This is a genomic window from Streptomyces sp. NPDC048196 (assembly GCF_040652715.1).
GTDB lineage: Bacteria > Actinomycetota > Actinomycetes > Streptomycetales > Streptomycetaceae > Streptomyces > Streptomyces siderophoricus.
Map to the genome: position 1 here is coordinate 56,634 of NZ_JBEZMM010000036.1, position 25,469 is coordinate 82,102.

Genomic DNA, 25,469 nt, shown 5'->3' on the forward strand with positions numbered 1-25,469 from the left:
TCGGGGGCGTTCGGCGGGCTTCGTGGGCGTCCCGTGAAAGAAAGTTCGTGAAATCCTTCACATGAAAAACCCTCCTGTCGGGCGAACAATCTGACCCTGCGACGCTCATTCGAAGGCTCCAGGGCCCTTCGACCCGGAGAATGCGCGGGTTCCGGCGGCTCGGCCGTGTGCTCCCGCAGGGTGTGGTGGGTCACCCGGATGGCCTACAAGGCCTGATCAACGGGGGTCTCCAACGCCTCGCGTACTACGGTGGTTCCGGCCCGCGCTATGGCGTCCGTCACGAAGCCGGCGGAGTGTAGCAGATGCCCCTCGGGTCCTTGTGAAGGGGCTCACGAGCGACCCCCCATCTGGGGGTGGATACTCGATTGCATGAGCACCACGGAGCGTCCCAGGATCCTCGTAGTAGGCGGTGGGTACGTAGGCCTGTACGCAGCTCGGCGCATTCTCAAGAAGATGCGCTACGGCGAGGCGACCGTCACGGTCGTCGACCCGCGGTCGTACATGACCTATCAGCCCTTCCTCCCCGAAGCCGCCGCCGGCAGCATCTCCCCCCGGCACGTCGTCGTCCCGCTGCGACGCGTGCTGCCGAAGGCGGAGGTCCTCACCGGCCGGGTCACCACCATCGATCAGGACCGCAAGGTCGCCACGATCGCCCCGCTGGTCGGCGAGGCGTACGAGCTGCCCTTCGACTACCTGGTGATCGCGCTCGGCGCGGTCTCCCGCACCTTCCCGATCCCCGGCCTCGCCGAGAACGGCATCGGCATGAAGGGCATCGAGGAGGCCATCGGGCTGCGCAACCACGTCCTGGAGCAGCTGGACAAGGCCGACTCCACGACCGACGAAGAGGTCCGCCGCAAGGCGCTGACCTTCGTCTTCGTCGGCGGTGGCTTCGCCGGTGCGGAGACCGTCGGTGAGGTCGAGGACATGGCCCGCGACGCCGCGAAGTACTACAACAACGTGAAGCGCGAGGACATGCGCTTCCTGCTGGTCGACGTCGCCGACAAGATCCTCCCCGAGGTCGGTCCCAAGCTCGGTGCGTACGGCAAGGAGCACCTGGAGTCCCGCGGCGTCGAGGTCTACCTCAAGACCGGCATGGACTCCTGCGTCGACGGCCACGTCAAGCTGAACAACGGCCTTGAGGTCGACTCCAACACCATCGTGTGGACCGCGGGCGTCAAGCCCAACCCGGCGCTGGCCCGCTTCGGCCTGCCGCTCGGCCCGCGCGGTCACGTCGACACCGCCCCGACCCTCCAGGTGCAGGGCACCGACCACATCTGGGCCGCCGGCGACAACGCCCAGGTCCCGGACCTGGTCGGCCGCAAGAACGGCAACGAGAACGCCTGGTGCCCGCCGAACGCGCAGCACGCGCTGCGGCAGGCCAAGGTCCTCGGCGACAACGTGGTCTCCGGTATGCGGGGCTTCCCGCAGAAGGACTACAGCCACGCCAACAAGGGTGCGGTCGCCGGTCTCGGCCTGCACAAGGGCGTCGCGATGATCGTCATGGGCAAGATGAAGATCAAGCTCAAGGGCCGTCTCGCCTGGTACATGCACCGCGCGTACCACGGCATGGCGATGCCGACGTTCAACCGCAAGATCCGGGTCTTCGCCGACTGGACGCTGGCGATGTTCCTCAAGCGCGAGGTGGTCTCGCTCGGCGCCATGGAGAACCCCCGCGAGGAGTTCTACGAGGCGGCCAAGCCGGCCCCCGCACCGGCCGCGGCCGGCTCCGGCGACAAGCCGAAGGCCAAGGCAAGCTGATTCACCGGTCGGGTACGGGAGTACTCCGACCAGCCCGAAGGGCGTCCGCCATCCGTGGGGCGGACGCCCTTCGGCATGTCCGCAAACGTGTCCGCTCTGGCGAAAAGCGTCCCGGGTGAGGTTCTCTTACCAGCGAACGGGACTAACGGGACGCCCCGTTGGCGTTTACGTGGTGGGTGAAACTTCTTTGCCCGACTCGTCAACACGGAGGTGTGCGACATGGCCGACGCCGCTGGACGGCTCACCAAGCTCGCCGAGGAGGTGCTGGGAGCCCCGCTCCCGGTGCGCATCCGCGCCTGGGACCGCAGCGAGTCCGGCCCGCCGGGGGCGCCCACACTCGTCTTCCGCAACCGCCGCGCCCTGCGCCGGCTGCTGTTCAAGCCCGGCGAACTCGGCCTGGCCCGGGCCTGGGTGGCCGGCGACATCGACGTCGACGGCGACCTCTACGACGCACTCGACATCCTCGCCGGACTGCTCTGGGAGCGCGGCACCGACGCCCCCAAGCCGCAGCGGGCCGCCGTCCTGCGCGCCCTGGCCCGCCCGGAGATCCGTCACGCCGCCCGGCAACTGCTGGCCCTGGCCGGCGCGCCGGTCCCGCCCGCACCACCCGCCGAGGAGGCCCGGCGGCGCCGCGGACCGCTGCACACCCTGCTGCGCGACAAGGAAGCCATCAGCCACCACTACGACGTCGGCAACGACTTCTACGAGCTGGTGCTCGGCCCGTCCATGGTCTACTCCTGCGCCTACTGGGCGGCACCGGACGCGACGCTGGAGGACGCCCAGCGGGACAAGCTCGACCTGATCTGCCGCAAGCTGGCCCTGAAGGAGGACCAGCGGCTGCTGGACGTGGGCTGCGGCTGGGGCTCGATGGTGCTGCACGCGGCCCGCGAGTACGGCGTACGGGCGGTCGGCATCACCCTCTCCGAGGAGCAGGCGACCTACGCGCGCAAGCGGATCGCCGAGGCCGGGCTCGCCGACCGGGTCGAGATCCGGGTGCAGGACTACCGCGAGATCAAGGACGAGCCGTTCGACGCGATCTCCTCGGTCGGGATGGCCGAGCACGTCGGCCGCGCCCGGTACGCGGAGTACGCGGACGCGCTGCACGCCCTGCTGCGGCCCGGCGGGCGGCTGCTCAACCACCAGATCGCCCGCCGGCCGGTGGCGGACGAGGAGGCGTACCGCGTCGACGAGTTCATCGACCGGTACGTCTTCCCGGACGGCGAGCTGGCGCCGGTCGGCCGGACCGTGGCCCAGCTGGAGGAGGCCGGGTTCGAGGTGCGGGACGTGGAGGCGATCCGCGAGCACTACGCGCTGACGCTGCGTTCGTGGGTCGCCAACCTGGAGCGGCACTGGGACGCGGCGGTGCGGCTCACCTCGCCCGGACGGGCGAGGGTGTGGCGGCTCTACATGGCCGCCTCGGCGCTGTCGTTCGAGCGCAACCGGATAGGAGTCAACCAGGTGCTGGCCGTACGGACCCCGGAACCCGGCGCCTCCGGGCTGCCGCTGCGGGCGCGGACCTGGACGGGCTGACCCGCCGGGCCGACAGCGCGTGTGCCGGGTCCCCGCGCGGGGACCCGGCACACGCGCTTTTCCGCGGCTACTCCGCCTTGATCGACGCCAGCATGTTCAGCCGGGCCGCCCGCCGCGCCGGCCAGAGCGCGGCCAGGACGCCGACGAGGGCGGCCATCGCGAGGAAGAGCCCCATCCGGCCCCAGGGCAGGACCAGTTCGTACGTCGCCAGCGAACCGGAGATCAGCTCGCCGGCCGCCCAGCCGAAGAAGACGCCCAGGCCGATGCCGAGCACCCCGCCGAAGAGCGAGATCACCAGCGACTCCAGGCGCACCATGCGCTTGACGCCGCGGCGGTCCAGGCCGATGGCCCGCAGCATGCCGATCTCCTGGGAGCGTTCGAAGACCGACATCGCCAGGGTGTTGATGACCCCGAGCACCGCGACGATCACGGCCATGGCCAGCAGCCCGTAGAGCATGTTCAGCATCAGGTTGAACATCTTGGCGATGCCGTCGGAGACGTCCTGCTTGTCGGAGACGGAGATCGCCGGGTTCTTGCCGAGCGCCGCGACCAGCGCGTCCTTGGTGGCGTCGGTGGCGCCGTCCTTCGTCCTGACCATCACCTGCATGTCGGTGATCTGCTTCTGGTGCGGGGCCAGCGTGGCGTTGTCCAACAGGACGCCGCCCAGCATCTCGTTGCCCTGGTAGACGCCCGAGACGGTCAGCGTGCCCTTCTTGCCGTCCTCGTAGGTCACCGGGAAGCGGGAGCCGGGCTTCCAGCCCTTCTCCTTGGCGGTGGCGTCGTCCACGACCACCTTGTCGCCGCGCAGGTCGCCCAGCGCGCCCTGGGTGAAGTCGAGCCGGGTGAGCTTGCCGAAGTCGGGGCCGTTCACGCCGGTCAGGTAGTCGATGCCGCCGCCGATCCGGGCCGGGGAGTTGCGCAGCGGACTGATCGCGGTGACCTCGTCCAGGCCGCTCAGCTTCTTCTCGACGTCGGGGGAGAGCGGTGTGCGGCCGGCCATGGAGACGACGTAGTCGGCCTTCAGGGCGTCGGTGGCCATCTTGTCGATGCCCTTCTGCACGCTGCCCGCGATCACCGTCATCCCGGTGATCAGGGTCAGCCCGACCATCAGCGCGGACGCCGTGGCGGCCGTACGGCGCGGGTTGCGGACCGCGTTCTGCCGGGCCAGGGAGCCGGAGATCCCGAAGGCGCGCAGCACGGGCGCGGCCAGCGCGATCAGCGGGCGGGACAGCAGCGGCGTCAGGATGAACACGCCGATCAGCAGCAGCACCGCACCGCCGGCCATGACGGCCTTGCCGTCGGACATCCCGGTGGCGACCAGCACCCCGGCCGCACCGGCGCCCGCGAACAGCGCACCGAGGATGTTGCGGACCACCAGCGACTTGGTGGTGGCGGTGGCGTGCACGCTGTTCATCGCGGCGACCGGCGGGATCTTCGCGGCCCGCCGGCCGGGCAGCCAGGCGGCCAGGACGGTGATGACGATGCCGACCAGCAGCGAGGTCCCCACCGTCGTCGGCGAGACCACCAGGGGCCCGTCGGGGACGGTGGCGCCGGTGCTGCTCATCAGGGCGCGCAGGCCGGCGCCGATGCCGATACCGGCGGCCAGACCGGTGACCGCGGCGACCGCGCCGACCACGAACGCCTCGATCAGCACCGAGCGGGTGACCTGGCGGCGGCTGGCGCCGACCGCCCGCAGCAGGGCCAGTTCCTTGGTGCGCTGGGCGACCAGCATGGTGAAGGTGTTGGCGATGATGAAGACGCCGACGAAGAGCGCGATACCGGCGAACACCAGCAGGCCGGTCTTCATGCCGTCCATGCGCCGGGCGATCGACTTGGCCTGCTCGTCGGCGAGTTGACGGCCGGTGGTGGCCTCCGCGCCGTCCTTGGGCAGCACCTTGTCGACCGCGGCCTTCAGGGCCGTCTGGGAGGTGCCGGGTGCGGCGGTGACGTCGATCTCGCTGAACGTGCCGGGGGCGGCGAACAGCTTCTGGGCGGTCGGGGTGTCGAACAGCGCCAGGCTGCCGCCGGCCGCCACGGTCCCGTCGTCGGTGGTGAAGACTCCGGTCAGCTTCTGCTCACGGACCGGCCCGTCGACGGAGATCCGGACGGTGTCGCCGACCTTGTAGCCGGCCTTGTCCGCGGTGCGCGCGTCCAGGGCGAACTCGTGCGGTCCCTTGGGGGCGCTGCCGTCGCGCAGCGGGTAGCGGGCGTCGGTGCCGTCCTTGCCGGGGAAGTAGTTGCCGCCGAGGGTGGAGAAGCCGTCCCCGAGCAGCTCGCCCTTCTTGTCGGCGATGGCGGTGAAGCCGGAGACGGTGCCGGTGGCGGAGGCCGCGCCGGGCACCTTGGCGGCCGCGTCGAGCAGCTTCCGGTCGAGCCGCGGGGTCCGGCCGGGCGCGCCCTGGTGGTCGCCCGCGGACCGCGGCTGGACGGCGACGTCGACGCGGTCGAAGCCCTTCTGGGAGCTGGCCTGGAACGCGTCGGAGATGGTCGAGGTGAAGACCAGGGTGCCGGAGACGAAGGCCACGCCGAGCATCACGGCGAGGACGGTCATCAGCAGCCGGGCCTTGTGCGCAAGCACGTTGCGCAAGGCGGTACGGAACATGAGTGGGTCAGTCCTGGAGGAGAGGCCCGGGAGGTCCGGGGTGCGGGTGGCGGCTGCTGCGGATCAACTCGTGCGGTCCTTGGCGTCGAAGCCGGGGGCCTGGGGGGCACCCCCGGAAAAACGCAGCATGCGTTCGAGGACCAGGTCGGCGGTCGGGTTCGGCATGTCGTCGACGATCCGGCCGTCGGCGAGGAAGACCACGCGGTCCGCGTAGGAGGCGGCGACCGGGTCGTGGGTGACCATCACCACGGTCTGGCCCAGCTCGCGCACGGAGTTGCGCAGGAAGCCCAGCACCTCGGCGCCGGAGCGCGAGTCGAGGTTCCCGGTGGGCTCGTCGGCGAAGATGACCTCGGGCCGGGAGGCGAGCGCGCGGGCGACCGCGACCCGCTGCTGCTGGCCGCCGGAGAGCTGGCTGGGGCGGTGCTTGAGGCGGCCGGCCAGGCCGACGGTCTCCACCACGCGGTCCAGCCAGGCGCGGTCCGGCTTACGGCCCGCGATGTCCATGGGCAGGGTGATGTTCTCCAGTGCGTTCAGGGTCGGCAGCAGGTTGAACGCCTGGAACACGAAGCCGATCTTGTCGCGGCGCAGCTGGGTGAGCTTCTTGTCCTTGAGGCCGGTCAGTTCGACGTCGCCTATCCGGGCGGAGCCGCCGGAGATCGAGTCCAGTCCGGCCATGCAGTGCATCAGGGTGGACTTGCCGGACCCCGAGGGGCCCATGATCGCGGTGAACTGCGCCTGCCGGAAGTCGACGGAGACCGCGTCCAGGGCGACCACCTGGGTCTCGCCCTGGCCGTAGACCTTGGTCAGATCCGTGGCGCGGGCGGCCACCGCGGTGGTGCGGCCGGCGGTCGGGACACCGGAGTGGGTGGTGGTCACGGGAACGAGCTCCTGTCGGGACGGGGACCATCGGGGCCGCGCGCGGCCGGGAGGCACGCACCGCGGACGTCATGCGGACGCTTTCCATCGTGGGTCAGCGCAAGGGGGGAGGACGTCAACCCCTGTGACCGTCCTTGACCACCCCTGGGCAGTACCCGCCCGCCGTCCGGTCATCCCAGAGGAGGAGACGAACCCTGAGGCGGGGGCGGCGTCCCGGGCGGCGCGAGGGGCGTCCCCGGCCGGGTGACGGGGGTGGCGGGCGGGCGTCGAGTTTCCGTCAATTCGGGTACTGATTTGCGCCGCGGCGGGGCGTGGCAAAGGGAGGCACCCGGCATGTGCCTACGGCCTGTACCCAGCGCTGATGCACCCTCAGTTGCCAATAAAATAAGACAACCTCGGGATGAGCGGCCGATCTGCGTCGTGCGCTGCGGGCTACGCTCGTGCTGCCCTCTTTGGGGTGGCATGGGGGATCCCCAGGCCCGGATGGTGGAATGCAGACACGGCGAGCTTAAACCTCGCTGGCCTACGGGCCGTGCCGGTTCAAGTCCGGCTCCGGGCACTCCGCACGTGACCAAGGCGGGGTTCGAAGTCGGGTGCTTACCTGAATTTTCAACGAGAAGGGCCGCCGGGGCAAGCCGGCGGCCCTCGTGCTTTGTTCGGCGGGCTCAGCGCTCCAGGAGAGCGAAGAGGTTCTCCCAGCGCCCGACAATCTCGTCGGTGGAGAACCGCTGAATGTTCTCCCGGGCGGCCTCGCCCATCGCGTCCCGGAGCTCCTTGTCGGACATCAGGGTGTCCAGATGCCGGGCGAATTCGGTGATATTGCCCGGCGGAGCAAGGAAACCGTCCTCGCCGTCCGTGATGATCTCGTGGACGCCCGGCGCCACATCGAACGCCACACACGGCACGGCCGTCGCCATCGCCTCCATCGGCGCCAGCGGAAAGCCCTCACCCCGCGAGCTGAGCGCGAACACCGCACTCTCCCGCAGCGCCCCCGGAACGTCGGAGGTACGCCCCATCCACTCGACGGACGAGGCCACCCCCAACTCCGCCGCCAGCTTGCGCAGCGCCTCGGCCTCCTCACCGGACCCGTAGATCCGCAGCGTCCAGTCCGGATGCTCCGGGGCGACCTGCGCCCACGCCTCCAGCAGCAGGTCGACGCCCTTCTCCTCGTGCAGCCGGCCGATGCTGACCACGCACCTGCGAGAGCGGTCCGACGGGACGTCGGGGAAGAACGGCAACGGGTTGGGCATGAAGCCGACGTTGTCCATCCGCTGACGGATCCAGCGGTCGGCGTCCTCGCGGGTGAGCGTCAGCATCCGGTCGACGTCCGCGTAAAACCGCTTGACCCGGCCGAAGCGGGACGACTTGCGGCAGGTCTCGAACGACTCATGGCTCATTCCGACCACCGTCAGCCCGGCGGTGTCGGCCAGCGCGACCCACTCCATCGCCCACACCTGGGTGACGATCACCACCCCGCCCGGCTTCGCCGCCCGGAACAGCGCGCTCATCTTCGCCGCCTGCTCCCGCATCCCGGCCTCCCGGGCGGCCCGGCGGCGCTGCTCGGCGACGTTCAGCCGGTCCTTCAGCCCGCGCACCGGACGGACCGTCGGCGGGTGGTCGCGGTACAGCGTGGTGGCCTTGAACGGCACGTCGTCGGCCAGCTCATGGGCGCGCCCCTCGGGCGCCGGCACGATACCGATGAGGTGCACCCGGTGGCCCCGCTCGCTGAACAGGCGCGCCATCTGGTGCGACCAACTGGTGATGCCGCCCATCTCGTTGACGCTGTTGGAGACGAAGAAGATGTCCCGCGGCCCGGCTGCGTACGACTTGGTCATCAACGGCTCCACTGCGCAAAGAACTGATCGACAATGCTCCGGGCGGCGTCGCCCCGGTCGTATTCCCCGAACTTGGCGACGAATTCCGCGCGCTTGCGGGCGTATTCCAGCGACTGCGTCTCGAACGACTTGATCGTCTCGTGGAAATCGTCCTCGGTACGGACCACCGGGCCCGGCGCGTGCGCCAGCAGATCGAAGTAGGTGCCCCGGCCCTCGTGGACGTATTCGTCGTAGTCGTAGGCGAAGAACACCAACGGCCGGTCCAGCAGCGCGTAGTCGAACATCACCGACGAATAGTCGGTGATCAGCCCGTCGGCCAGCGCCAGCAGCGGCGTCACGTCATGACGCGCCGACACGTCGATGACCCGGCCCTGCACCGTCGGGGGCAGCACCACGTGATTGAGATAGTGCGAGCGCACCAGCAGGACGTAGCGGTCGCCGAACTGCTCCGCGAACCGCTCGACGTCGAAGGGCAATTCGAAGCGCCCGTGCCGGCCGCCCGCCTTGCGGAACGTCGGCGCGTACAGCAGCACCGTCTTGTCCTCGGGAATCCCCAACTCCGCGGCCAGCGGCCCGCGTTCCCGCCGCCCCAGCTCCTCCTCGCGCTGCCGGGCGCGCACCAGCGCGTCGTTGCGCGGGTACCCGACCCGCAGCAGCGTCTTCTCCTTGAGTCGGAACGCCTTGGCCAGGGTGTGCACATCGTGCTCGGAACGGACCAGGAAGCGGTCGAAGCGGTCCAGCGAACTCTGCTGCTCCTCCTGCTGCTGCCGGGTCTGCGCCTTGAGGGCGGGCTGGTCGAAGCCCATCTTCTTCAGCGCCGAGCCGTGCCAGGTCTGGAGGTATGTGGTCTCGGGACGCTTGGTGAGCTTGAGCGGGTAGCTCTGGTTGTCCACCCAGAACTCCGCCTGCGCCAGCGCCTTGAGGTACGGCAGCGACCAGCGCTTGACCAGCGTGACGCCCTTCGGGAAGTCCTTCGGCGAGCCGGCGTACGACCAGATCGCCTCGAACTCCAGGCCCTGTCGGCGCATCTCCTCGTAGATCGCCCGCGGACTGTCGCTGTACTGCTTGCCCAGGTGGCTCTCGAAGACCACCGTGCGCTTCTTGACGGGCAGCCGGCAGAACACCTCGTGGTACACGCGCAGCTTGTTGTCGCCGGAGACGACCTTCCTGCGCAGCTCCTTCGCCTTGCGGTAGCCCGTCTTCGCGAGCGTGCCCGGCTTCCCGCGCACCCCGCGGGTGATCAGCTCCTGCATCCGCTCGGCGCTCGCACCCTCGCTGACCAGCCGGAACGCCAGATGCCCCTTGGCCGAGGCATGCGGCTGCAGACGGTCCGCGACCATCCGCGTCAGCCGCGGGCGGACCGGCAGTGACCCGGTCAGCCCGGTGTCGGCGACGGTGAGCCGGGTCGTGGTCCGCACCCCGTCCACGTCCAGCCGCAGCCGTACGTCCCAGATGGAGTCGACGATCCCCAGCGGACGCAGCCCGGCGGTGAGGTCCACGGTGGCCGCCCAGTGGATCGTGTCACCCTCGTGGCGCAGCTCCCCGACCGGGAAGCGGAAGGACTGCAGGCTGCGCCGCCGGGCGCTGAACTCCAGCTCGCCGGCCAGCCGCGCACCGGGCGGGACGACGCCCAGCGGGTTGGTGATCCGCCCCGCCAGGGAGACGGCATGGCCGGAGTCCTGGTAACGGGTGAGCTGGTTGCGCAGGAACAGCTGGTTGACCGGCTTCTCGTGGTAGCCGATGTCGGTGACGTCCAGCACGGAGCGGCCGAAGGCGTCGTCGAAGTGGCCCCCGCACCAGTAGATCCGGCCGTCGTGCTCGGCCAGCGGCGAGGAGACCTTGTCGCGGTTGATCAGCGTGTCCACGGCCGGGATCAGATTGTCCCAGTCACCCCGCTGGAGCAGGTACGCGCAGATGGCCTGGATGGCCGGTACCCGCTCGTACGCCTCGGGGGAGATGCCGGCGAGGTATTCCCGGGAGAGTTCGGCGAACTCGCGGCGGTAGGACTCGTCCCGGAACGGCAGATCACGCAGATGCAGCACCAGGTCGTGCTTGAGGAATTTGACGTCCTTGGCGAGCTTCATCTCGCTCAGCCCGCGCTCGGCCAGCAATGCGTCGATGCGCCGGTGGATCTCCAGCCGGTGCGCATAGTTCGTCATTTCGTGCCGCCGGTTCGTCACCGATTTCACGGCGGCCCGCTCGAATACGTGCCAGTAATACACCTGATTGGGAATCAGCGTGATGCGCTTCGCCGCGAGATAGGCATCGGCGATGAACATCAGGTCCTCGTAGAACATGCCCTTCGGGAATCGCAGGTCATGTTCGATGAGGAAATCGCGGCGATAGCACTTGTTGGTGGAGAGGGTGTCCCAGACGAAAAGGTCCGGCAATTCCGTGACCGACTCCAGGGTCCGGGTCGTGGCATACAGCCAGGAATACCATTCGTCCCGCTTCTGATTGCGGGTGTCCTTGTGCAGCCGGACGCACAGACCGGAAACGATGTCCGAGCCGGTTTCCTCGGCGGCCTCCAGCATGTTCCGGCAGGCATTGACCTCCAGGACGTCATCGCTGTCCAGGAACATGACGTAACGGCCGCGGGTGTGCTGAATGCCGGCATTGCGCGGCTCGCCGCCCGCCCCGCTGTTCTCCGGCAGCTGGAAGGCTCTGACCCTCTCCGGGTGCGTGGCGGCGAGCTGCTGCGCCACTTCGAAGGAACGGTCGGTGCTGCAGTCGTCGACGATCACCACCTCGACGTCCCGGAGCGTTTGGTCCAGTACGGACTGGACCGCGGTCGGCAACCGGTCGGCGTCGTTGTAGACGATGACGACTACGGAGACGTCAGGCACAGGGACCTCAACCTCTTTCGCTGCTGTTTGCCGCCAGAATAGCCCCGTCTGTCCCCCCGATTACCACGAATCGCGCCCATGGCACTACACACAGTGAGCTGCCGGGGCGTGGGGAAGGGGCGCTCCGGCATACGGACCATGACCAGGTGTCATCTCCGCCGATCCGCCCAGCAGGGCACTTCCGGCCGGAAGGAAAGACGGCCGCTCCGGTGAATCGGTTGCCTGCTCGGATGTGACGTCCGTTGCGCCGGCTTCACGGATCGGTGGCGGTCTCCGGGCACCTCCACGGCGTCCCGGACGTCCTCCTCCTGGAGGACGTGAAGCGCCGGGCAGGGGGAAAGATCCTGCCCAAGAACGAGCGACGTGTCTTTGCCAAGCCATTACGCTTGCCGTCAAGGCCGCGCAGGGCGGCCATGGAGGAGTGAGATGAGGAGCAGCAACCCGGTCTTCTCGCGACGGGGGTTCAGCCGCGACACCGGCTACGCGGGCTTCAACGCGCAGGCCGGGGGCCCCACCGCGAACCCGTACGCCGGCACCAACCCCTACGCACAGGGCGGCAACCCCTACGCGCAGGCCCCCACCGACCCGTACGCCCAGGGTCAGCCCGTCACCCAGGCACCGCCGCAGCACGCGCCGCAGACCCGGCCGATGACGATGGACGACGTCGTCACGCGCACCGGCCTGACGCTCGGCACGGTCATCGCCGGTGCCACCGTCGGCTGGCTGTTCCTGACCCAGAACCTCGGCTTCGCCGTCGGCGCGGGTCTGGTCGCGATGGTGCTGGGCTTCGTCCAGTCCTTCAAGCGCCGGCCGTCGCCCGCGCTGATCCTCGCGTACGCGGCCCTGGAGGGCGTCTTCCTCGGCGCGCTCAGCGGCTTCCTCAACGGCCTGCCGAAGATGGCCGGCGCCCCCATGCAGGCGGTGCTGGGCACGATGGCGGTGTTCGTCACCATGCTGATCGCCTACAAGACGCGGATCGTCCGGGTCACCGCCCGCTTCACCCGCTTCGTGCTGATCGCGGCGATGGGCTTCGTCCTGCTGTCGCTGGTCAACGTGCTGTTCATGGTCTTCGGCGGCGGGGACGGCCTCGGCTTCCGCAGTGGCGGCCTGGGCATCCTCTTCGGCATCGTCGGCGTGGTGCTCGGCGCGCTGTTCCTCGCCCTGGACTTCAAGCAGGTCGAGGACGGCATCGCCTACGGCGCGCCGCGCGAGGAGTCCTGGCTGGCGGCGTTCGGCCTGACCCTGACGCTGGTCTGGATCTACATGGAGATGCTGCGGCTGATCTCCATCCTCCGGGGCGACTGACCGGACCCCGCAGCATAAGCAGCTCCGTGAGCTGCGTGAGCTGCGTGAGCGGCACCGTGACGAAGGGCCCGCAGGCAGCAGCCTGCGGGCCCTTCGGGGTTGAGGACGGCGCCTCATCGCGGATCAGAACTTCCGCGCGGCGCGCCTGAGGTCGTGTTCGTGAACGATCGCCTTGGCGTGCCCGTGGGCGAGGTTGTGCTCGCCACGGAGCCAGCTGACCTTTTCGTCGAAGCGGAAGAGAGCGGGGCCTTCGTCAACGGTGCGGAGCCATTCGGAGATTTCCCGGCCCGTGCACTCGGGGATGCGGGAGAGCATGTTCCGGTGGGTCTCTTCGGAGAAGAGCTGAGACATCGGCGCCTCCGGACGCGGTCGATGCTGGTTCTTCAGCACACCGTGCCTGAGGCTTCCGCCGTTGGCAACCACCCGGGAGTGGCGCATAGGCTCACGACGTGCTTGACGTGACCCCTTTGCAGACCGCGGTGGACGCCCTCGCCGACCGCCTCCGAGCGCTGTCGCAGAGCCGGCTCAGCCAGGGCGCGGCGGCCGAGGGGCTCGCGCTGGCACGGGAGTTGGCGACCCGTGCGCAGCTGATCGAACGGCCCACGGAGGCGCCGCGCCCGTTCCCGGACGCCGGGATGTTCGCGGTCGGCGACCAGCTCGCGGTGGCCGGGCACGACCTCGTCGAGGCACTCCGGGCCGCGGCCGCCGGCCCGGCCGGCACCGGACCCGACCCTGACGCGAAAGTGGCCCCCGCCGAAGAACTGGCGGAGGCCGTGCGCTGCGTACGGGCGACAGCGGCACGCTGCTAGGGGCGGCTGCCTGCCGGCGAGGAGTCCGGCGGGTGGGCCTTGGGGCCCGGGGCGGCGGCCCTTAGGGGGCGGTCGAACGGATTCCCTAGGGGGTGCGTGGGCCCCCTGCGGGGCCACAACGTGGCGGGGGTGGGGGGTATTCCGGACGTGCTGGCGCGGGCGGCATTCCGGTCAGAATTTCGGCCACGACCCCGGCGGAACGGCGGCCACCGGCTCGGGCGGAACGGTGAGCAGAGTCCCGGGCGGAAGGGTGAGCAGAGTCCCGGGCGGAACGGCGGCTACCGGCTCGGGTGGAACGGCGGTGGGAGCCTCGGAGGGAACCGCGGTCGGAGCCTTGGGCGGAACGGCGGTCGGAGCCTCGGGGGAACGGTCGTCAGAGCGAGGCGATGACGCGGTCGGCGAGGATGTAGACGCTGTCCTCGCGGGTCTCGCCCCAGGAGAAGGTCAGGGCGTACGCGCCGGAGATGCCGGAGCCGCCCAGCAGCACCGGGGTGCGCCCGGCGTGCAGCGCGTCCGCGACCCGGTCCGCGGCCTCGCGCTGGCCGGGGGTCAGACAGAGCGTGGTGCCGTCGGCGAAGACGTACACGTCCAGAGTGCCCAGCGGGCCCGGGCGGACGTCCGCGACCGCGGTGGCCTCCCGCGCCAGCTCCTCCAGGCGCGCCACGGTGCGCTCGTAGTCGCTGATCACCGGGGACGGTGAGAAGTCCGGGTGCGAGGGGTGCCGGCGGCGGGCGGCGGCCAGTTCGGCGGACTCGGTGCCCTCGACGGGCTCCAACTCCGGCGCGTCCAGGGCCTCCAGCGCCTCCACGGACTCCAGGGTGTCCATCGCCTCCAGGGCGTCCGGGCCCAGCAGCGGCTCCAGGCCGGCCAGGTCCGCCTGGCGGGGCACGAACGGCTGGAGGTCGAACCGTTCGGAGTCCGGCCGCCCGTCGCGGGTCAGCCGGCCCTCGCGGCCGTCCAGCGGGTGGTCGTCGCCGAGGCCGAGCAGGGAGGGGGCGTCCGCGGCGTCCCTGGCCTCCTGTGCGGCCCAGAACGCCCGGGCCTCGGCCAGTTCGCGCTCGCGCTCCTCGGCGAGCGCGTCGGCGACGGCGGCGCGTATGTCCGCGAGCGGGGTCGCCTCGGCCGGGCTGGTGCGGGCGGCGGGGATGGTCGCGGCGGCAGCCTCGGCCGCCTCCGCGCGCGCCGCGGCGTCCCGGCGGGCGGCGACGAGCTCACCGTGCAGCTCGGCGAGCTGGCGGCGCAGCGCACGGGCGGTGCCCAGCGCGACGGCGCCCAGCGCCACGGCGACGGCCGCGGCCACGAGCAGGACGAGGGTGGTGACGCTCATGCGCCGACCTCCACTTCGTTCGGCGGCCCACTTCCCACGGGCCGTGCATCGGTACATGGACTTCCCCCGGCCGTCGGCCGGGGCGACCCCCTTGATGCGCCGCTCACGGAGGTCACCAATGGTGGCGGCTCGCTCACCGGCGTACTCCCGTTAGCAGAATGTTCTCCGACTTCCTACATCAGCCTGCCGGGGGTCGGCGACCGCTCACAGGGCGCTATGTCCCGAAATGCTAGGGCCCATGGGCCTCCTGTGGTGCGGTGAACCCATGCTGACCTGCAACGACGCTTCTCCCCCAGGACGTTCATCACAATCCTGGGGGAGATTGGGTCGCGATCTTGTTAACGAGTGAGGCAGGTCACGCGCCGTCGCCGCCCGTGTCCGTTCAACAGCGAAGGGTGTGCGCGGGGCGGGAGTTGGTCTGTTCCGCCGCGCACACACCCTCAAGGACTTCCGGGGAGACCCTCGGGTCAACTCGTCAGCTCAGCCGCGCGTGCCCATGGTCGCGCTGAACCTCGCTTCCGGTTGGCTACAGCTCAGCTCAGCCGCTCGATGACCATCGCCATGCCCTGGCCGCCGCCCACGCACATGGTCTCCAGGCCGAACTGCTTGTCGTGCCACTGGAGGGAGTTGATGAGCGTGGTGGTGATGCGGGCGCCGGTCATGCCGAAGGGGTGGCCGACGGCGATCGCGCCACCGTTGACGTTCAGCTTGTCCAGCGGGATGTCCAGGTCGCGGTAGGAGGGGATCACCTGGGCGGCGAACGCCTCGTTGATCTCGACCAGGTCGATGTCGGAGATGGTGAGGCCGGCGCGGCGGAGCGCCTGCTTGCTGGCCTCGACCGGGCCGTAGCCCATGATCTCGGGGGACAGGCCCGAGACGCCGGTGGAGACGATCCGGGCGAGCGGAGTCAGGCCCAGCTCGCGGGCCTTGGTGTCGGACATGATGACCAGCGCCGCGGCACCGTCGTTGAGCGGGCAGCAGTTGGCGGCCGTCACCAGGCCGTCGGGGCGGAAGACCGGCTTGAGGCCCTGCACGCCCTCCAGCGTGACGCCGGCGCGCGGGCCGTCGTCCTGCGAGACGACCGTGCCGTCGGGCAGCGTCACCGGGGTGATCTCCCGCTCCCAGAAGCCGTCCTTGATCGCCTTCTCGGCGAGGTTCTGCGACCGGACGCCGAACTCGTCCATGTCCTGGCGGGTGACGCCCTTGAGGCGGGCGAGGTTCTCCGCGGTCTGGCCCATCGCGATGTACGCGTCCGGGACCAGGCCGTCCTCGCGCGGGTCGTGCCAGTCGGCGCCCTCCTGCTCGGCGCGCGCGGCCGTACGGGCCTCGGCGTCGGCGAAGAGCGGGTTGTGGGTGTCGGGCAGGCCGTCGGAGGTGCCCTTCACGCTGCGCGAGACCGTCTCCACGCCGGCCGAGATGAAGACGTCGCCCTCGCCGGCCTTGATGGCGTGCAGCGCCATCCGCGTCGTCTGGAGCGACGAGGAACAGTAACGGGTGACGGTGCAGCCCGGGAGGTGGTCCATCCCCATCTGGACGGCCACGATGCGGCCCAGGTTGTGGCCCTGCTCGCCACCGGGGAGGCCGCAGCCCAGCATCAGGTCGTCGATGTCCTTGGGGTCCAGCTCGGGGACCTTGGCCAGGGCGGTCTCGATGATCTTCGCGGTCAGGTCGTCCGGGCGCAGGTCCTTCAGCGAGCCCTTGAAGGCGCGGCCGATCGGGGAGCGGGCGGCTGAGACGATCACGGCTTCGGGCATCACGGCTCCAGGAAATCAAGTGGCGCCCTGCGCCTCGTTGAGGGGCGGTGGTCGGGCGACGGGCGGGAGAAGGTGCTGGACTGTGAGGGAAGTTACCTGCACGTACTGCTGAGGTCACGGGGTCCGCGTTGTGATGCGGACCTCTTTTCTAAGCGAGCGCTTATGGAACGGCAAGGGGCCGCCGGGTATTCCCCGCGACCCCCTGCCCGTTCGGCCAACTGCGGGCCCCTTCAGCGCGGCACCGACGGCCGGTCCGCCGACTCCTCCGCGTCCGGCAGCTGGCGCCGCCGGCGGTGCTTGAGCAGCGCCCAGGGCGCGCGGGAGGCGGTGACCTCCGTACCGCCCTCGGAAGCCGCCTCGGCAGCCGCCTGCTCGACCGGGAGGATGCCCTCGCCCCGGGCGGGCTCCGGCCGCTCCTCGTCCGGCCACAGGCCCAGCGCGGCGCACAGCGTCGGCAGCACGGCCATCGCGGCGGTGGCGTACCCCTCCGCCGACGGGTGGTAGTTGTCCGGCCCGAACAGCTCCCGCGGATGCGCCTCGAACTCGGGGCCCAGCAGGTCGCCCAGCGAGACCGTGCGGCCGCCGCTCTCGACCGCCCCGATCGTCTGCGCGGCCGCGAGCTGCCGGGAGAGCCGCCGGGCCACCCACCGCAGCGGCTGGTAGACCGGCTCGATCGTGCCCAGATCCGGGCAGGTGCCCACCACCACCTCGCAGCCCGCGGCGCGCAGCCGGCGGACCGCCTCCGAGAGGTGGCGGACCGACTGCGCGGGCGGCATCCGGTGGGTGACGTCGTTCGCCCCGATCATGATCACGCAGACGTCGGGGGTCTGCGCGCCGTCCGCGAGCATCAGCTCCACCTGGCGCGCCAGATCGTCCGACTGCGCCCCGGGCAGCGCCACGTTGCGGAAGTCCACGGGGAGTTCGGCGACCGCGGCGAGGCCCGAGGCGAGCAGCGCGCCCGGGGTCTGCGAGACGCGGTGCACGCCCTGGCCGGCGGCGGTGGAGTCGCCGAGGAAGCCCAGGCGGAGCGGCGGGCGGTCGGTGCGGTGCGCGAAGGCGGCGCCGTAGCGGCCGTCGGCGCACGGCGGGATGTCGCTGGAGCCGCCGACCGTGCGGCGGGCCAGCCGGACCTCGGTCAGCAGCACACCGACGGTGGCGACGCCGAGCAGCCCGACGCCGCCGCCGCCGACCGCGGCGGCGGTCGCGATCCGCCGTGCCACCCTCGCCCTGGACATCGTCATCGGCATGGGCCGGGCACCTCCCCGTGCAGTGCGGGGCGCGCCGGACCCGGGGGCCGACGCGCTCTTGAATCGACAAGAACTCCTACAACAGGGTGTTGCCCGTTCCCGCACGGAACGCAACGCGTCCTCCCTCCGCGCCACCCGGGCAATAGGCTGGCGGCACGGGCGCAGGAGAGCGTGCCCCCGACCGCGGAGACCACCGTGCAGTTTTACGATTCGATGATTGAGCTCGTCGGCAACACCCCGCTCGTGCGGCTCAACAACGTGACCAAGGGCATCCAGGCCACCGTCCTGGCCAAGGTCGAGTACTTCAACCCCGGCGGTTCGGTGAAGGACCGGATCGCCGTGCGGATGATCGAGGCCGCCGAGCAGTCGGGTGAGCTGCAGCCGGGCGGCACGATCGTCGAGCCCACCTCAGGGAACACCGGGGTGGGCCTGGCGATCGTGGCCCAGCAAAAGGGTTACAAGTGCATCTTCGTCTGCCCGGACAAGGTGTCCACGGACAAGATCAACGTGCTGCGGGCGTACGGCGCCGAGGTCGTGGTCTGCCCGACCGCGGTGGACCCCGAGCACCCGGACTCGTACTACAACGTCTCGGACCGGCTGGTGCGCGAGACGCCGGGCGCCTGGAAGCCCGACCAGTACAGCAACCCGAACAACCCGCGCTCCCACTACGAGACCACCGGTCCGGAACTGTGGGCCCAGACGGACGGCCGGCTCACGCACTTCGTGGCGGGCGTCGGCACCGGCGGCACGATCAGCGGCACCGGCCGCTACCTCAAGGACGCCAGCGAGGGCCGGGTCAAGGTCATCGGCGCCGACCCGGAGGGCTCGGTGTACAGCGGCGGCTCCGGGCGCCCGTACCTGATCGAGGGCGTCGGCGAGGACTTCTGGCCGACCGCGTACGACCGCACGGTCGCCGACGAGATCGTCGCGGTGTCGGACAAGGACGCCTTCCAGATGACCCGGCGGCTGGCCAAGGAGGAGGGCCTGCTGGTCGGCGGCTCCTGCGGCATGGCCGTGGTCGCCGCGCTGGAGGTCGCCTCCCGGCTCGGACCGGACGACGTGGTCGTGGTCCTGCTGCCGGACAGCGGCCGCGGCTACCTCTCCAAGATCTTCAACGACGAGTGGATGGCCGACTACGGCTTCCTGGAGGAGGGCGGCACCGCCGCCCGGGTCGTCGACGTCCTGGAGCACAAGGAGGGCGCGCTGCCCTCGCTGGTCCACATGCACCCGGAGGAGACCGTCGGCGAGGCGATCGACGTGCTGCGCGAGTACGGCGTCTCGCAGATGCCGATCGTCAAGCCGGGCGCCGGCCACCCGGACGTGATGGCCGCCGAGGTCGTCGGCTCCGTCGTCGAACGGGAGCTGCTGGACGCGCTGTTCACCCAGCGGGCGTCGCTGACCGACCCGCTGGAGAAGCACATGTGCCCGCCGCTGCCGCAGGTCGGCTCCGGTGAGTCGGTCTCCGACCTGATGGCCGTCCTGGAGAGCGCCGACGCGGCGATCGTCCTCGTCGAGGGCAAGCCGAAGGGCGTGGTCAGCCGGCAGGACCTGCTGGCCTTCCTGGCCCGCGAGGCCGGCAAGTAGCACCGGCCGCGGCGGCCGCCCCCGGTGGCGGCCGCCGCGTCACGCCGTGCCCGTCACGCCGTGCCCTTCGCGGTGTCAAGTCGCCGTCAGGAAACGGTCCGTCGGCGCAAGGTGTACGTGTGCGTCATGTGCTGGCAGCACGGGCTTAACACTCGTCCGGCACATTGATGTGCACGGCGATACGGACCTCCGGAGCGGCTCCCGGACCTCCCAGATCGCCACCCGGACGCGACGGCCGGCCCTGACCCGGATCGCGTCCCTGGCGGGGACCGCCGTCGTCCCGCCCCCGGCCCGTCCGGGGTGCGGCGGTCCCCGCCACAACTCCCTTACCGGACTCGGTCCCACTCCCCGTCACGGTGCTCCCCGCGCCCGCCCAGAAGCAGCTTCCGCACGCCCACGCTGTGCACGGCGTTGACGCCGACGATGCCGGCCCAGCACACCAGCAGCCCCGGGATCCCGGCGTTGACCACGCCGATCGCGGTCAGCGGGACGGCCAGCACCAGGAAGAGGGCGGCGACCCCGAACCGCTCCCAGAAGCCGCGTCCGCCGCCCTCGGGGCGCGGCGGGCGGCCGCCGCGCGCCACCTGGACCTGCTGCTCGGCGAGCTGCCGCCGCACCCTGCGGTCGACGGTGTGGTCCAGCTTCTCCAGGAAGGACTCCACCAGCTCCGCCTCGTACTCGGTCCCGAGCTCCTTGCGCGTCTGGAGCGTCGCGTCGAGTTCCTTGCGCAGATCGGGGTCGTGTGTCGCCATGGTGCGAGCGTACGGACCACCGCAACGCGGCACGGTAGGGCTAACCCCCGAATCCGGCCGGGCTCTGCCGCCCCTGCTCGCCCGGGGCCGCTTCGGGATGCGGGACGGCCGCGGCGCCGCGGCGGGCGACCAGCCCGTACAGGACCGCCGGTACGGCGAGGCCGACGAGCCAGGAGACGTCGGCACCGCCGAGCGGGGCCACCAGCGGGCCCGTGTAGAAGTGCGTGGCCAGGAAGGGGAGTTGGGCGAGCACGCCGAGGACGTAGACGGTCAGCGCCCGGGCGTTCCAGGCGCCGTAACGGCCGGCCGGGTCGCTGAGCGCGGCGATGTCGTACCGCTCCTTGGAGATCAGGTAGTAGTCCGTGAGGTTGATCGCCGACCAGGGCGTGAAGAAGGTCAGCAGGAACAGCAGGAAGTCCTTGAAGGACGTCAGGAACGAGTCCTTGCCCAGGAGAGCCACGGCCGTCCCGGCCAGCATGATCCCGGCGATGTACCCGGCCCGGCCGCGCGGCGACAGCACCCGCTGCCCCCGGAACCCGCTGACGCTGGTGACCAGCGACATGAACCCGCCGTAGGTGTTGAGGACGTTGATGGTCAGCTTGCCGAGCGCGATGACGAAGTACAGGAACGAGGCGATCAGCCCGGCGCCGCCCAGGCCGACGACATAACCCACCTCGTGCCCGACGAACGCGTCCGGCGCCGCGGCGGCGGCCAGCGCACCGAAGGTCATCGACCACTGCGCGCCGAGCACCGAGCCGGACAGCGTCCACCAGAACGTGGCGCGGGCCGAGGTGTGCCGGGGCAGATAGCGCGAGTAGTCGGCGACGTACGGGCCGAACGCCAGCTGCCAGGAGGCCGAGAGCGAGACGGCGAGCAGGAACACCGGCAGCCCGAAGCGGTGGTCGTGCAGCAGCGTGCCCAGGTCGGCGCGCTGCAGGAGCCGGACGCCCAGATAGACGAAGGCCAGCGCGCACACCAGGCCGGCGATCCGCCCCAGGGCGTGGATGAGGCGGTAGCCGACGGCCGCGGCGAGCGCGGTGACGGCCGCGAACAGCACGATCCCCGGCGTCTCGCCCAGATGCGTCAGCTCACCGACCGCCTGCCCGGCCAGCACGCTGCCACTGGCGAAGAACCCGATGTACATCACGATGACCAGCGCCAGCGGGACCACCGCCCCGCGCACCCCGAACTGGGCCCGTGAGGTGATCATCTGCGGCAGACCCAGCCGCGGGCCCTGGGCGGAGTGCAGCGCCATCACCGCCCCGCCGAGGAGGTTGCCGAGCAGCAGCCCGATCACCGCCCAGAAGGCGTTCGCCCCGAAGACGACCGCCAGCGCGCCGGTGACCACGGCGGTGATCTGGAGGTTCGCGCCCAGCCAGAGCGTGAACTGACTGACCGGGCTGCCGTGCCGTTCGTCGTCGGGGACCACGTCGATCGAGTGCCGTTCCACCACACCTGCCATGCATCCGCCCCGGGTCGTTGCCTGTATGGATTCATGCAGGATCCGGGTAGGTGAATGGAAGGTCAATAGGTGGGAGCGGGAAAGCGCGGAATCCGCGGAATCCCCGGTGACGGAGCCGGTGGGAACGGTCGGGCCGGTCGACGGCTCACGCGACCGGCGACCCCGGCTCGCCCATCGGCCGCAGCTCGTCCGCATACGACACCGAGACCCGGCGCATCACCCCGTCCTCGGTGATGTCGTACTGGCCCAGCCGCCACAACGGCGGCGAATAGGCATGCACCGACACCGCGTCATCGGTCGCCCCGGTGAGCCGGTGGATATGGTCCGGACCGAAGCAGAACGACGACCCGGCGCCTACGGCGGTGGCCACATGCTCCCCGCCGATCCGCGGATTGGACTCGGTCAGCACCCCCTGCACGACCCGGACGGCACCGGAGGAGAGGTCGTGGTCGTGCCAGCCGGTGTCGTTCTGCCGGGTCCAGCACAGCAGCCAGACGTCGACGAACTCGTCGCGGTACAGCGACGCGTAGTGCCGCTCGGCGTCGGAGAACGCGACCTGCCCGCGCCACAGGTCCGGACGGTCCGCCAACTCATCGACCAGCGCCCGCAGTTCACGCTTCCCGAGATTGCGCTCGGGCAGCGCGGCGAACGGCTGCCCGGCGTCCACGACCGGACCGGCGGCAGCCATGGCGGAGGCCTCGGTCCGGGAGGCGGCGTGCGTCATGGTCGGACTCCTTTCGACGGGCCCAGCAGACGGGCCGGATTGACGGTGCGCAGGGCATGCACGGCGGCCTCGGCACCGAGGTCGGGGATCATGTCGAGGGGTGCAGCGCGCAGCCCTTCCCGTGGAGGGTGGTGGCGGACGACGGGACGGGCGTAGGGGCGGTCGCTGCCGCTGACGACGACGTCGATGCCGACGGCCCGTACCAGCGCATCCACCGCCCGGGTCCCGTACGAGGACGTCTCGTAGAACGCGTCGGGGTCCACCCGGCCCCGCTCCCCGCCCCCGCCCCGCGCCACCAGCCGCTCCCCGTGCAGCGGCGCCAGACCCGCCAGCGCCGCGAAGCAGACCCGCAGCCCCGGGTGGCGCGGCCGGCCGAAGGCCCGGAACGCGAACCAGGAGGCGTGCATCTGCTGGACGTACGGGACCAGCGCCGGCCACCAGGCGGGCGCCGCGCCCTCGGCGGGCGGGGCCGCGCCGGGGTGCACGAACAGCGGCTTGTCCAGCGCGGCGAGGACGTCCAGCAGCGGCGCGCAGCGGGCCCAGCCGGCGGCGTCGAGCAGGGCGGTGGCGGGCAGTTGGAGGCCCACACAGCCGCGCCGCAGCTCGCGGCGGAGCCCCTCGGTGTCCGGTTCGGGCACGGCGAGGCGGACCGAGGCCCAGACGCCGAAGGGGGCGGGCAGCGCCAGCGCCCCCTCGTGGAACGCGGCGAGCAGCGGTGCGGCCTCCTCGGGCGGCAGGTATTCGATGCCGAGCGGACTGGAGAGCGAGACCAGCGCCCGGTCCAGCCCGTCCGCCCGGGCGAGCCGGACCCGGGCCGCGATGTCGTGGTCGGCCGGATCGACGGGATACGGCGGCTCACCGGGCAGCTCCAGCGTCCAGCCGTCCAGCCGCGGCGGCGCACCGCGCTCCCGCAGCAACGCCACGAACGCGGGCGGCCAGAGGTGCTGATGGACATCGGTGGGCACGGTGGCCGGAGCCTCCTCAACCGCTTCACTTAACCGATTAACTGATGCGTTTAAGTGAAGCGCTTAACTGCGTGGGGTGTCAAGGTCCTGGCGCTGGAGCGCGGGGTCTGGAGGGCGAGGCCTGGAGCGCGGAGGCTGGAGACCGGGGGTTGGAGCTTGGGGCCTGGGGCCCGGGGGTTGGAGCCCGGGCCTGGAGCCCGGGGCCCGGAGGCTGGAGCCCGGAGCGCTGCCCGGGGACCCACCGGCCCCACGCCCGGTCCGCGGGCGCCGTCAGGGCTTGGGCGCCGTCAGGGCGCGGACGCCGTCGGGGCGTGGGGCGGGGCCCGTCGGGGCGTGGGGCGGGGCCCGTCCGGGCGTGGGGCGGCGGGGTCCGTCCGGGCGTGGGGCCGTGGGCCCCTCCGGGCGTGTGGCCTTGGGGCCCGGCCGACCCGCCCGCCTTGGGTAGGCTTCCGGCATGGCCAGGCCCAACAAACGCACCACCCTCCGCGAGGTGGCCGAGGCCACCGGACTCTCCACCGCAGCCGTCTCCTACGCACTGCGCGGCAAGCACGTCTCCAAGGAGACCGAGGAGCGGGTGCGCAAGGCCGCCGCCGAACTCGGTTACGAGGCCGACCCGATCGCCCGCGCCCTCGCCAGCGGCCGCACGAGCACCGTCGGGGTGCTCGCCGGCGACCTCCAGGACCTCTGGCAGCAGCAGCTGATGGCCGCCATAGGGCGCGAACTGCTGGCCGGCGACCGCTATGCGCTGATCCTCGACGCCGGTGGCGACCCCGAGCGGGAACTGGTCCTCGCCAAGCAACTGCGCGACCAGCGGGTGGACGGTCTGCTGGTCTCGCCGGTCGACCCCTCGGCCGAGGGCTGGGCGGCGATCGCCGAGGCGGTGCCGGTGGTCTCCATCGGAGACGCGCTGAGCCGGGCCCGTACGGCGGGCGAGGTGCTCTTCGACAACCGCGCCGGCATCGACGCGGTCCTGGACTACCTCCGCGGCCTGGGCCACCGCCAGGTCACCGTCCTCACCCCCACCGGCCCCTCCACCCCCGACCGCCCCGCCGACGTCTACGTCCGCGAGGCCGCCGACCGCCTCGGTATCGACGCCCAGGTCCTGCCCTGCCCCCAGGAACTGGGCGAGGCGACCGCGGTGGCCCGGCGGGTGCTCACCAACACCCCCGACGGCCGCCGCCCGGCCGGCGCGCTCCCGCCGCCCGCCGCGGTCTTCTGCTTCTCCGACTCCATCGCCTACGGCGTCTACGCGGCCGCCGCCGAGGCCGGACTGACCGTCGGCCGGGACCTGTCCGTCGTCGGCTTCGACGACCACCCGGTCTCCCGCGTCCTCACCCCACCGCTGACCACCGTCGACTGGGGCCTCGGCGAAATCGCCAAGGAGGCCGCCCGCCTGGCGGTCGCGGCGATAGAGGGCCGCCGCGTCCGCCGAAAGCGCATCCTGTGCGCCCCGCGCCTTGCCGAACGGGGTTCGGCGACTCGCCCCACGTAGCCGTCTCTCCCGCCGCGGGGCTCGCCGTTGCGCGCTTGGTTTTCCGCCCACGTACTTGGCTGTCCCGCCGTGGGGGTTGCTCGTCGTTGTGCTTTGCGGCGCCCCCGCACGTACCTGGTTGTCCCGCCGCGGGGCTTGGTCGCCGTTGTGCGCTTTGCGGCGCCGCGCACGTACTCGTCTGTCCCGCCGCGGGGCGTCTGGCCGTTGCGCCTGCGGCGGGCTGGGTTGTTGTTGGGTGCGGTGACTGGCCTGCGGGGCCTTGTTCGTGGACTGCTGTCGCTTTACGTCCACGAACAAGGCCCCTCCGGCCTGTCCCCTCCCGTTGGGGGAGTGTGCGGGTGGGTGGGGGCGCGCGTTGTGGAGGATGCACCTGGTGTTGCGGGTCAGTGGGAATAGCTCGCCCGGTGCGCCGAGTTGTGGCCCCGCAGGGGGCCTTCGTGACCCTTACGGGTTCTGTTCGACCGACCCCTACGGGTCCCAAGGGCCCCTTGTATCCCCAACGCCCGCCCCCACCCGCCTTCTTCCCATCCCTCAACGGGAGGGGACGGGCCGGAGGGGCCGGTTGTGTGGACGTAAAGCGTCAGCAGTCCACACAACCGGC

The 25,469-nt window shown here is 71.2% G+C and carries 18 protein-coding genes and 1 tRNA gene; 7 read left to right on the forward strand and 12 right to left on the reverse strand.

Going from position 1 to position 25,469, the window contains the following annotated elements:
- Nucleotides 1-369 precede the first annotated feature (369 nt).
- Both AB0E02_RS28210 and AB0E02_RS28215 read left to right on the forward strand, forming a co-directional pair.
- On the forward strand, nt 370-1,758 hold the full coding sequence (locus AB0E02_RS28210) for an NAD(P)/FAD-dependent oxidoreductase (protein ID WP_201803753.1): 1,389 nt from the start codon (nt 370-372) through the stop codon (nt 1,756-1,758).
- Nucleotides 1,759-1,977: 219 nt separating this feature from the next.
- The gene (locus tag AB0E02_RS28215; protein WP_362143989.1) at nt 1,978-3,288 is read left to right on the forward strand and encodes a cyclopropane-fatty-acyl-phospholipid synthase family protein; all 1,311 of its coding nucleotides are present in this window, start codon (nt 1,978-1,980) and stop codon (nt 3,286-3,288) included.
- Nucleotides 3,289-3,355: 67 nt separating this feature from the next.
- Here the strand turns inward: AB0E02_RS28215 and AB0E02_RS28220 are convergent, their stop codons facing one another.
- Both AB0E02_RS28220 and AB0E02_RS28225 read right to left on the reverse strand, forming a co-directional pair.
- Complete coding sequence (locus tag AB0E02_RS28220) at nt 3,356-5,890, reverse strand: ABC transporter permease (protein WP_362143992.1); 2,535 nt, start codon at nt 5,888-5,890, stop codon at nt 3,356-3,358.
- 63 nt (nt 5,891-5,953) lie between these two features.
- Complete coding sequence (locus AB0E02_RS28225) at nt 5,954-6,766, reverse strand: ABC transporter ATP-binding protein (RefSeq protein ID WP_362143995.1); 813 nt, start codon at nt 6,764-6,766, stop codon at nt 5,954-5,956.
- A 477-nt stretch (nt 6,767-7,243) separates the two neighbouring features.
- Here AB0E02_RS28225 and AB0E02_RS28230 point away from each other — a divergent pair.
- A tRNA-Leu gene (locus tag AB0E02_RS28230) sits at nt 7,244-7,325 on the forward strand.
- Between the two features lie 106 nt (nt 7,326-7,431).
- On the opposite strand, the gene AB0E02_RS28235 is transcribed toward AB0E02_RS28230, so the two are convergent.
- Together AB0E02_RS28235 and AB0E02_RS28240 are read right to left on the reverse strand one after the other, a co-directional pair.
- Nucleotides 7,432-8,601 (reverse strand): glycosyltransferase, encoded by a 1,170-nt coding sequence (locus AB0E02_RS28235; RefSeq protein ID WP_362143998.1) that lies wholly within the window; start codon nt 8,599-8,601, stop codon nt 7,432-7,434.
- On the reverse strand, nt 8,601-11,447 hold the full coding sequence (locus AB0E02_RS28240; RefSeq protein ID WP_362144001.1) for a bifunctional glycosyltransferase family 2 protein/CDP-glycerol:glycerophosphate glycerophosphotransferase: 2,847 nt from the start codon (nt 11,445-11,447) through the stop codon (nt 8,601-8,603). The genes AB0E02_RS28235 and AB0E02_RS28240 overlap by 1 nt, the downstream gene beginning before the upstream one ends.
- A 426-nt stretch (nt 11,448-11,873) precedes the next feature.
- On the opposite strand from AB0E02_RS28240, the gene AB0E02_RS28245 reads away from it, so the two are divergent.
- Nucleotides 11,874-12,752 carry a Bax inhibitor-1/YccA family protein gene (locus AB0E02_RS28245; protein WP_362144004.1) on the forward strand — a complete coding sequence of 293 codons (879 nt, stop codon included), beginning with the start codon at nt 11,874-11,876 and terminating at the stop codon, nt 12,750-12,752.
- Between the two features lie 123 nt (nt 12,753-12,875).
- Here the strand turns inward: AB0E02_RS28245 and AB0E02_RS28250 are convergent, their stop codons facing one another.
- Nucleotides 12,876-13,103: a DUF4287 domain-containing protein gene (locus AB0E02_RS28250; protein ID WP_030414336.1), complete on the reverse strand. Its 228-nt coding sequence runs from the start codon at nt 13,101-13,103 to the stop codon at nt 12,876-12,878.
- A gap of 98 nt (nt 13,104-13,201) precedes the next feature.
- Here AB0E02_RS28250 and AB0E02_RS28255 point away from each other — a divergent pair, with 98 nt between their 5' ends.
- Nucleotides 13,202-13,561, forward strand: a complete 360-nt coding sequence (locus tag AB0E02_RS28255; protein WP_362144008.1) for a hypothetical protein — start codon at nt 13,202-13,204, stop codon at nt 13,559-13,561.
- A gap of 373 nt (nt 13,562-13,934) precedes the next feature.
- Here the strand turns inward: AB0E02_RS28255 and AB0E02_RS28260 are convergent, their stop codons facing one another.
- The 3 genes from AB0E02_RS28260 to AB0E02_RS28270 form a co-directional block, all read right to left on the reverse strand.
- A complete protein-coding gene (locus tag AB0E02_RS28260) occupies nt 13,935-14,888 on the reverse strand; it encodes a hypothetical protein (protein WP_362144011.1) in 954 nt (317 codons plus the stop codon).
- 533 nt (nt 14,889-15,421) lie between these two features.
- Entirely contained in the window at nt 15,422-16,642 is a 1,221-nt protein-coding gene (locus tag AB0E02_RS28265) for an acetyl-CoA C-acetyltransferase (protein ID WP_362144013.1), read from the reverse strand.
- A gap of 230 nt (nt 16,643-16,872) precedes the next feature.
- Nucleotides 16,873-17,889, reverse strand: a complete 1,017-nt coding sequence (locus AB0E02_RS28270) for an SGNH/GDSL hydrolase family protein (RefSeq protein WP_362144014.1) — start codon at nt 17,887-17,889, stop codon at nt 16,873-16,875.
- Nucleotides 17,890-18,084: 195 nt separating this feature from the next.
- On the opposite strand from AB0E02_RS28270, the gene AB0E02_RS28275 reads away from it, so the two are divergent.
- Complete coding sequence (locus AB0E02_RS28275) at nt 18,085-19,473, forward strand: cystathionine beta-synthase (RefSeq protein ID WP_351534816.1); 1,389 nt, start codon at nt 18,085-18,087, stop codon at nt 19,471-19,473.
- A gap of 326 nt (nt 19,474-19,799) precedes the next feature.
- On the opposite strand, the gene AB0E02_RS28280 is transcribed toward AB0E02_RS28275, so the two are convergent.
- The 4 genes from AB0E02_RS28280 to AB0E02_RS28295 all read right to left on the reverse strand — a co-directional run bounded on the left by AB0E02_RS28280 (nt 19,800) and on the right by AB0E02_RS28295 (nt 23,376).
- On the reverse strand, nt 19,800-20,225 hold the full coding sequence (locus AB0E02_RS28280) for a hypothetical protein (protein ID WP_362144017.1): 426 nt from the start codon (nt 20,223-20,225) through the stop codon (nt 19,800-19,802).
- 40 nt (nt 20,226-20,265) lie between these two features.
- On the reverse strand, nt 20,266-21,687 hold the full coding sequence (locus tag AB0E02_RS28285) for a cytosine permease (RefSeq protein ID WP_362144018.1): 1,422 nt from the start codon (nt 21,685-21,687) through the stop codon (nt 20,266-20,268).
- 145 nt (nt 21,688-21,832) lie between these two features.
- Entirely contained in the window at nt 21,833-22,411 is a 579-nt protein-coding gene (locus tag AB0E02_RS28290) for a cysteine dioxygenase family protein (protein WP_362144020.1), read from the reverse strand.
- Nucleotides 22,408-23,376 (reverse strand): amidohydrolase, encoded by a 969-nt coding sequence (locus AB0E02_RS28295; protein WP_362144023.1) that lies wholly within the window; start codon nt 23,374-23,376, stop codon nt 22,408-22,410. Before AB0E02_RS28295 ends, AB0E02_RS28290 begins: the two co-directional genes overlap by 4 nt.
- Before the next feature lie 454 nt (nt 23,377-23,830).
- Here AB0E02_RS28295 and AB0E02_RS28300 point away from each other — a divergent pair, with 454 nt between their 5' ends.
- Nucleotides 23,831-24,868 carry a LacI family DNA-binding transcriptional regulator gene (locus tag AB0E02_RS28300; RefSeq protein WP_362144026.1) on the forward strand — a complete coding sequence of 346 codons (1,038 nt, stop codon included), beginning with the start codon at nt 23,831-23,833 and terminating at the stop codon, nt 24,866-24,868.
- Nucleotides 24,869-25,469 lie beyond the last annotated feature (601 nt).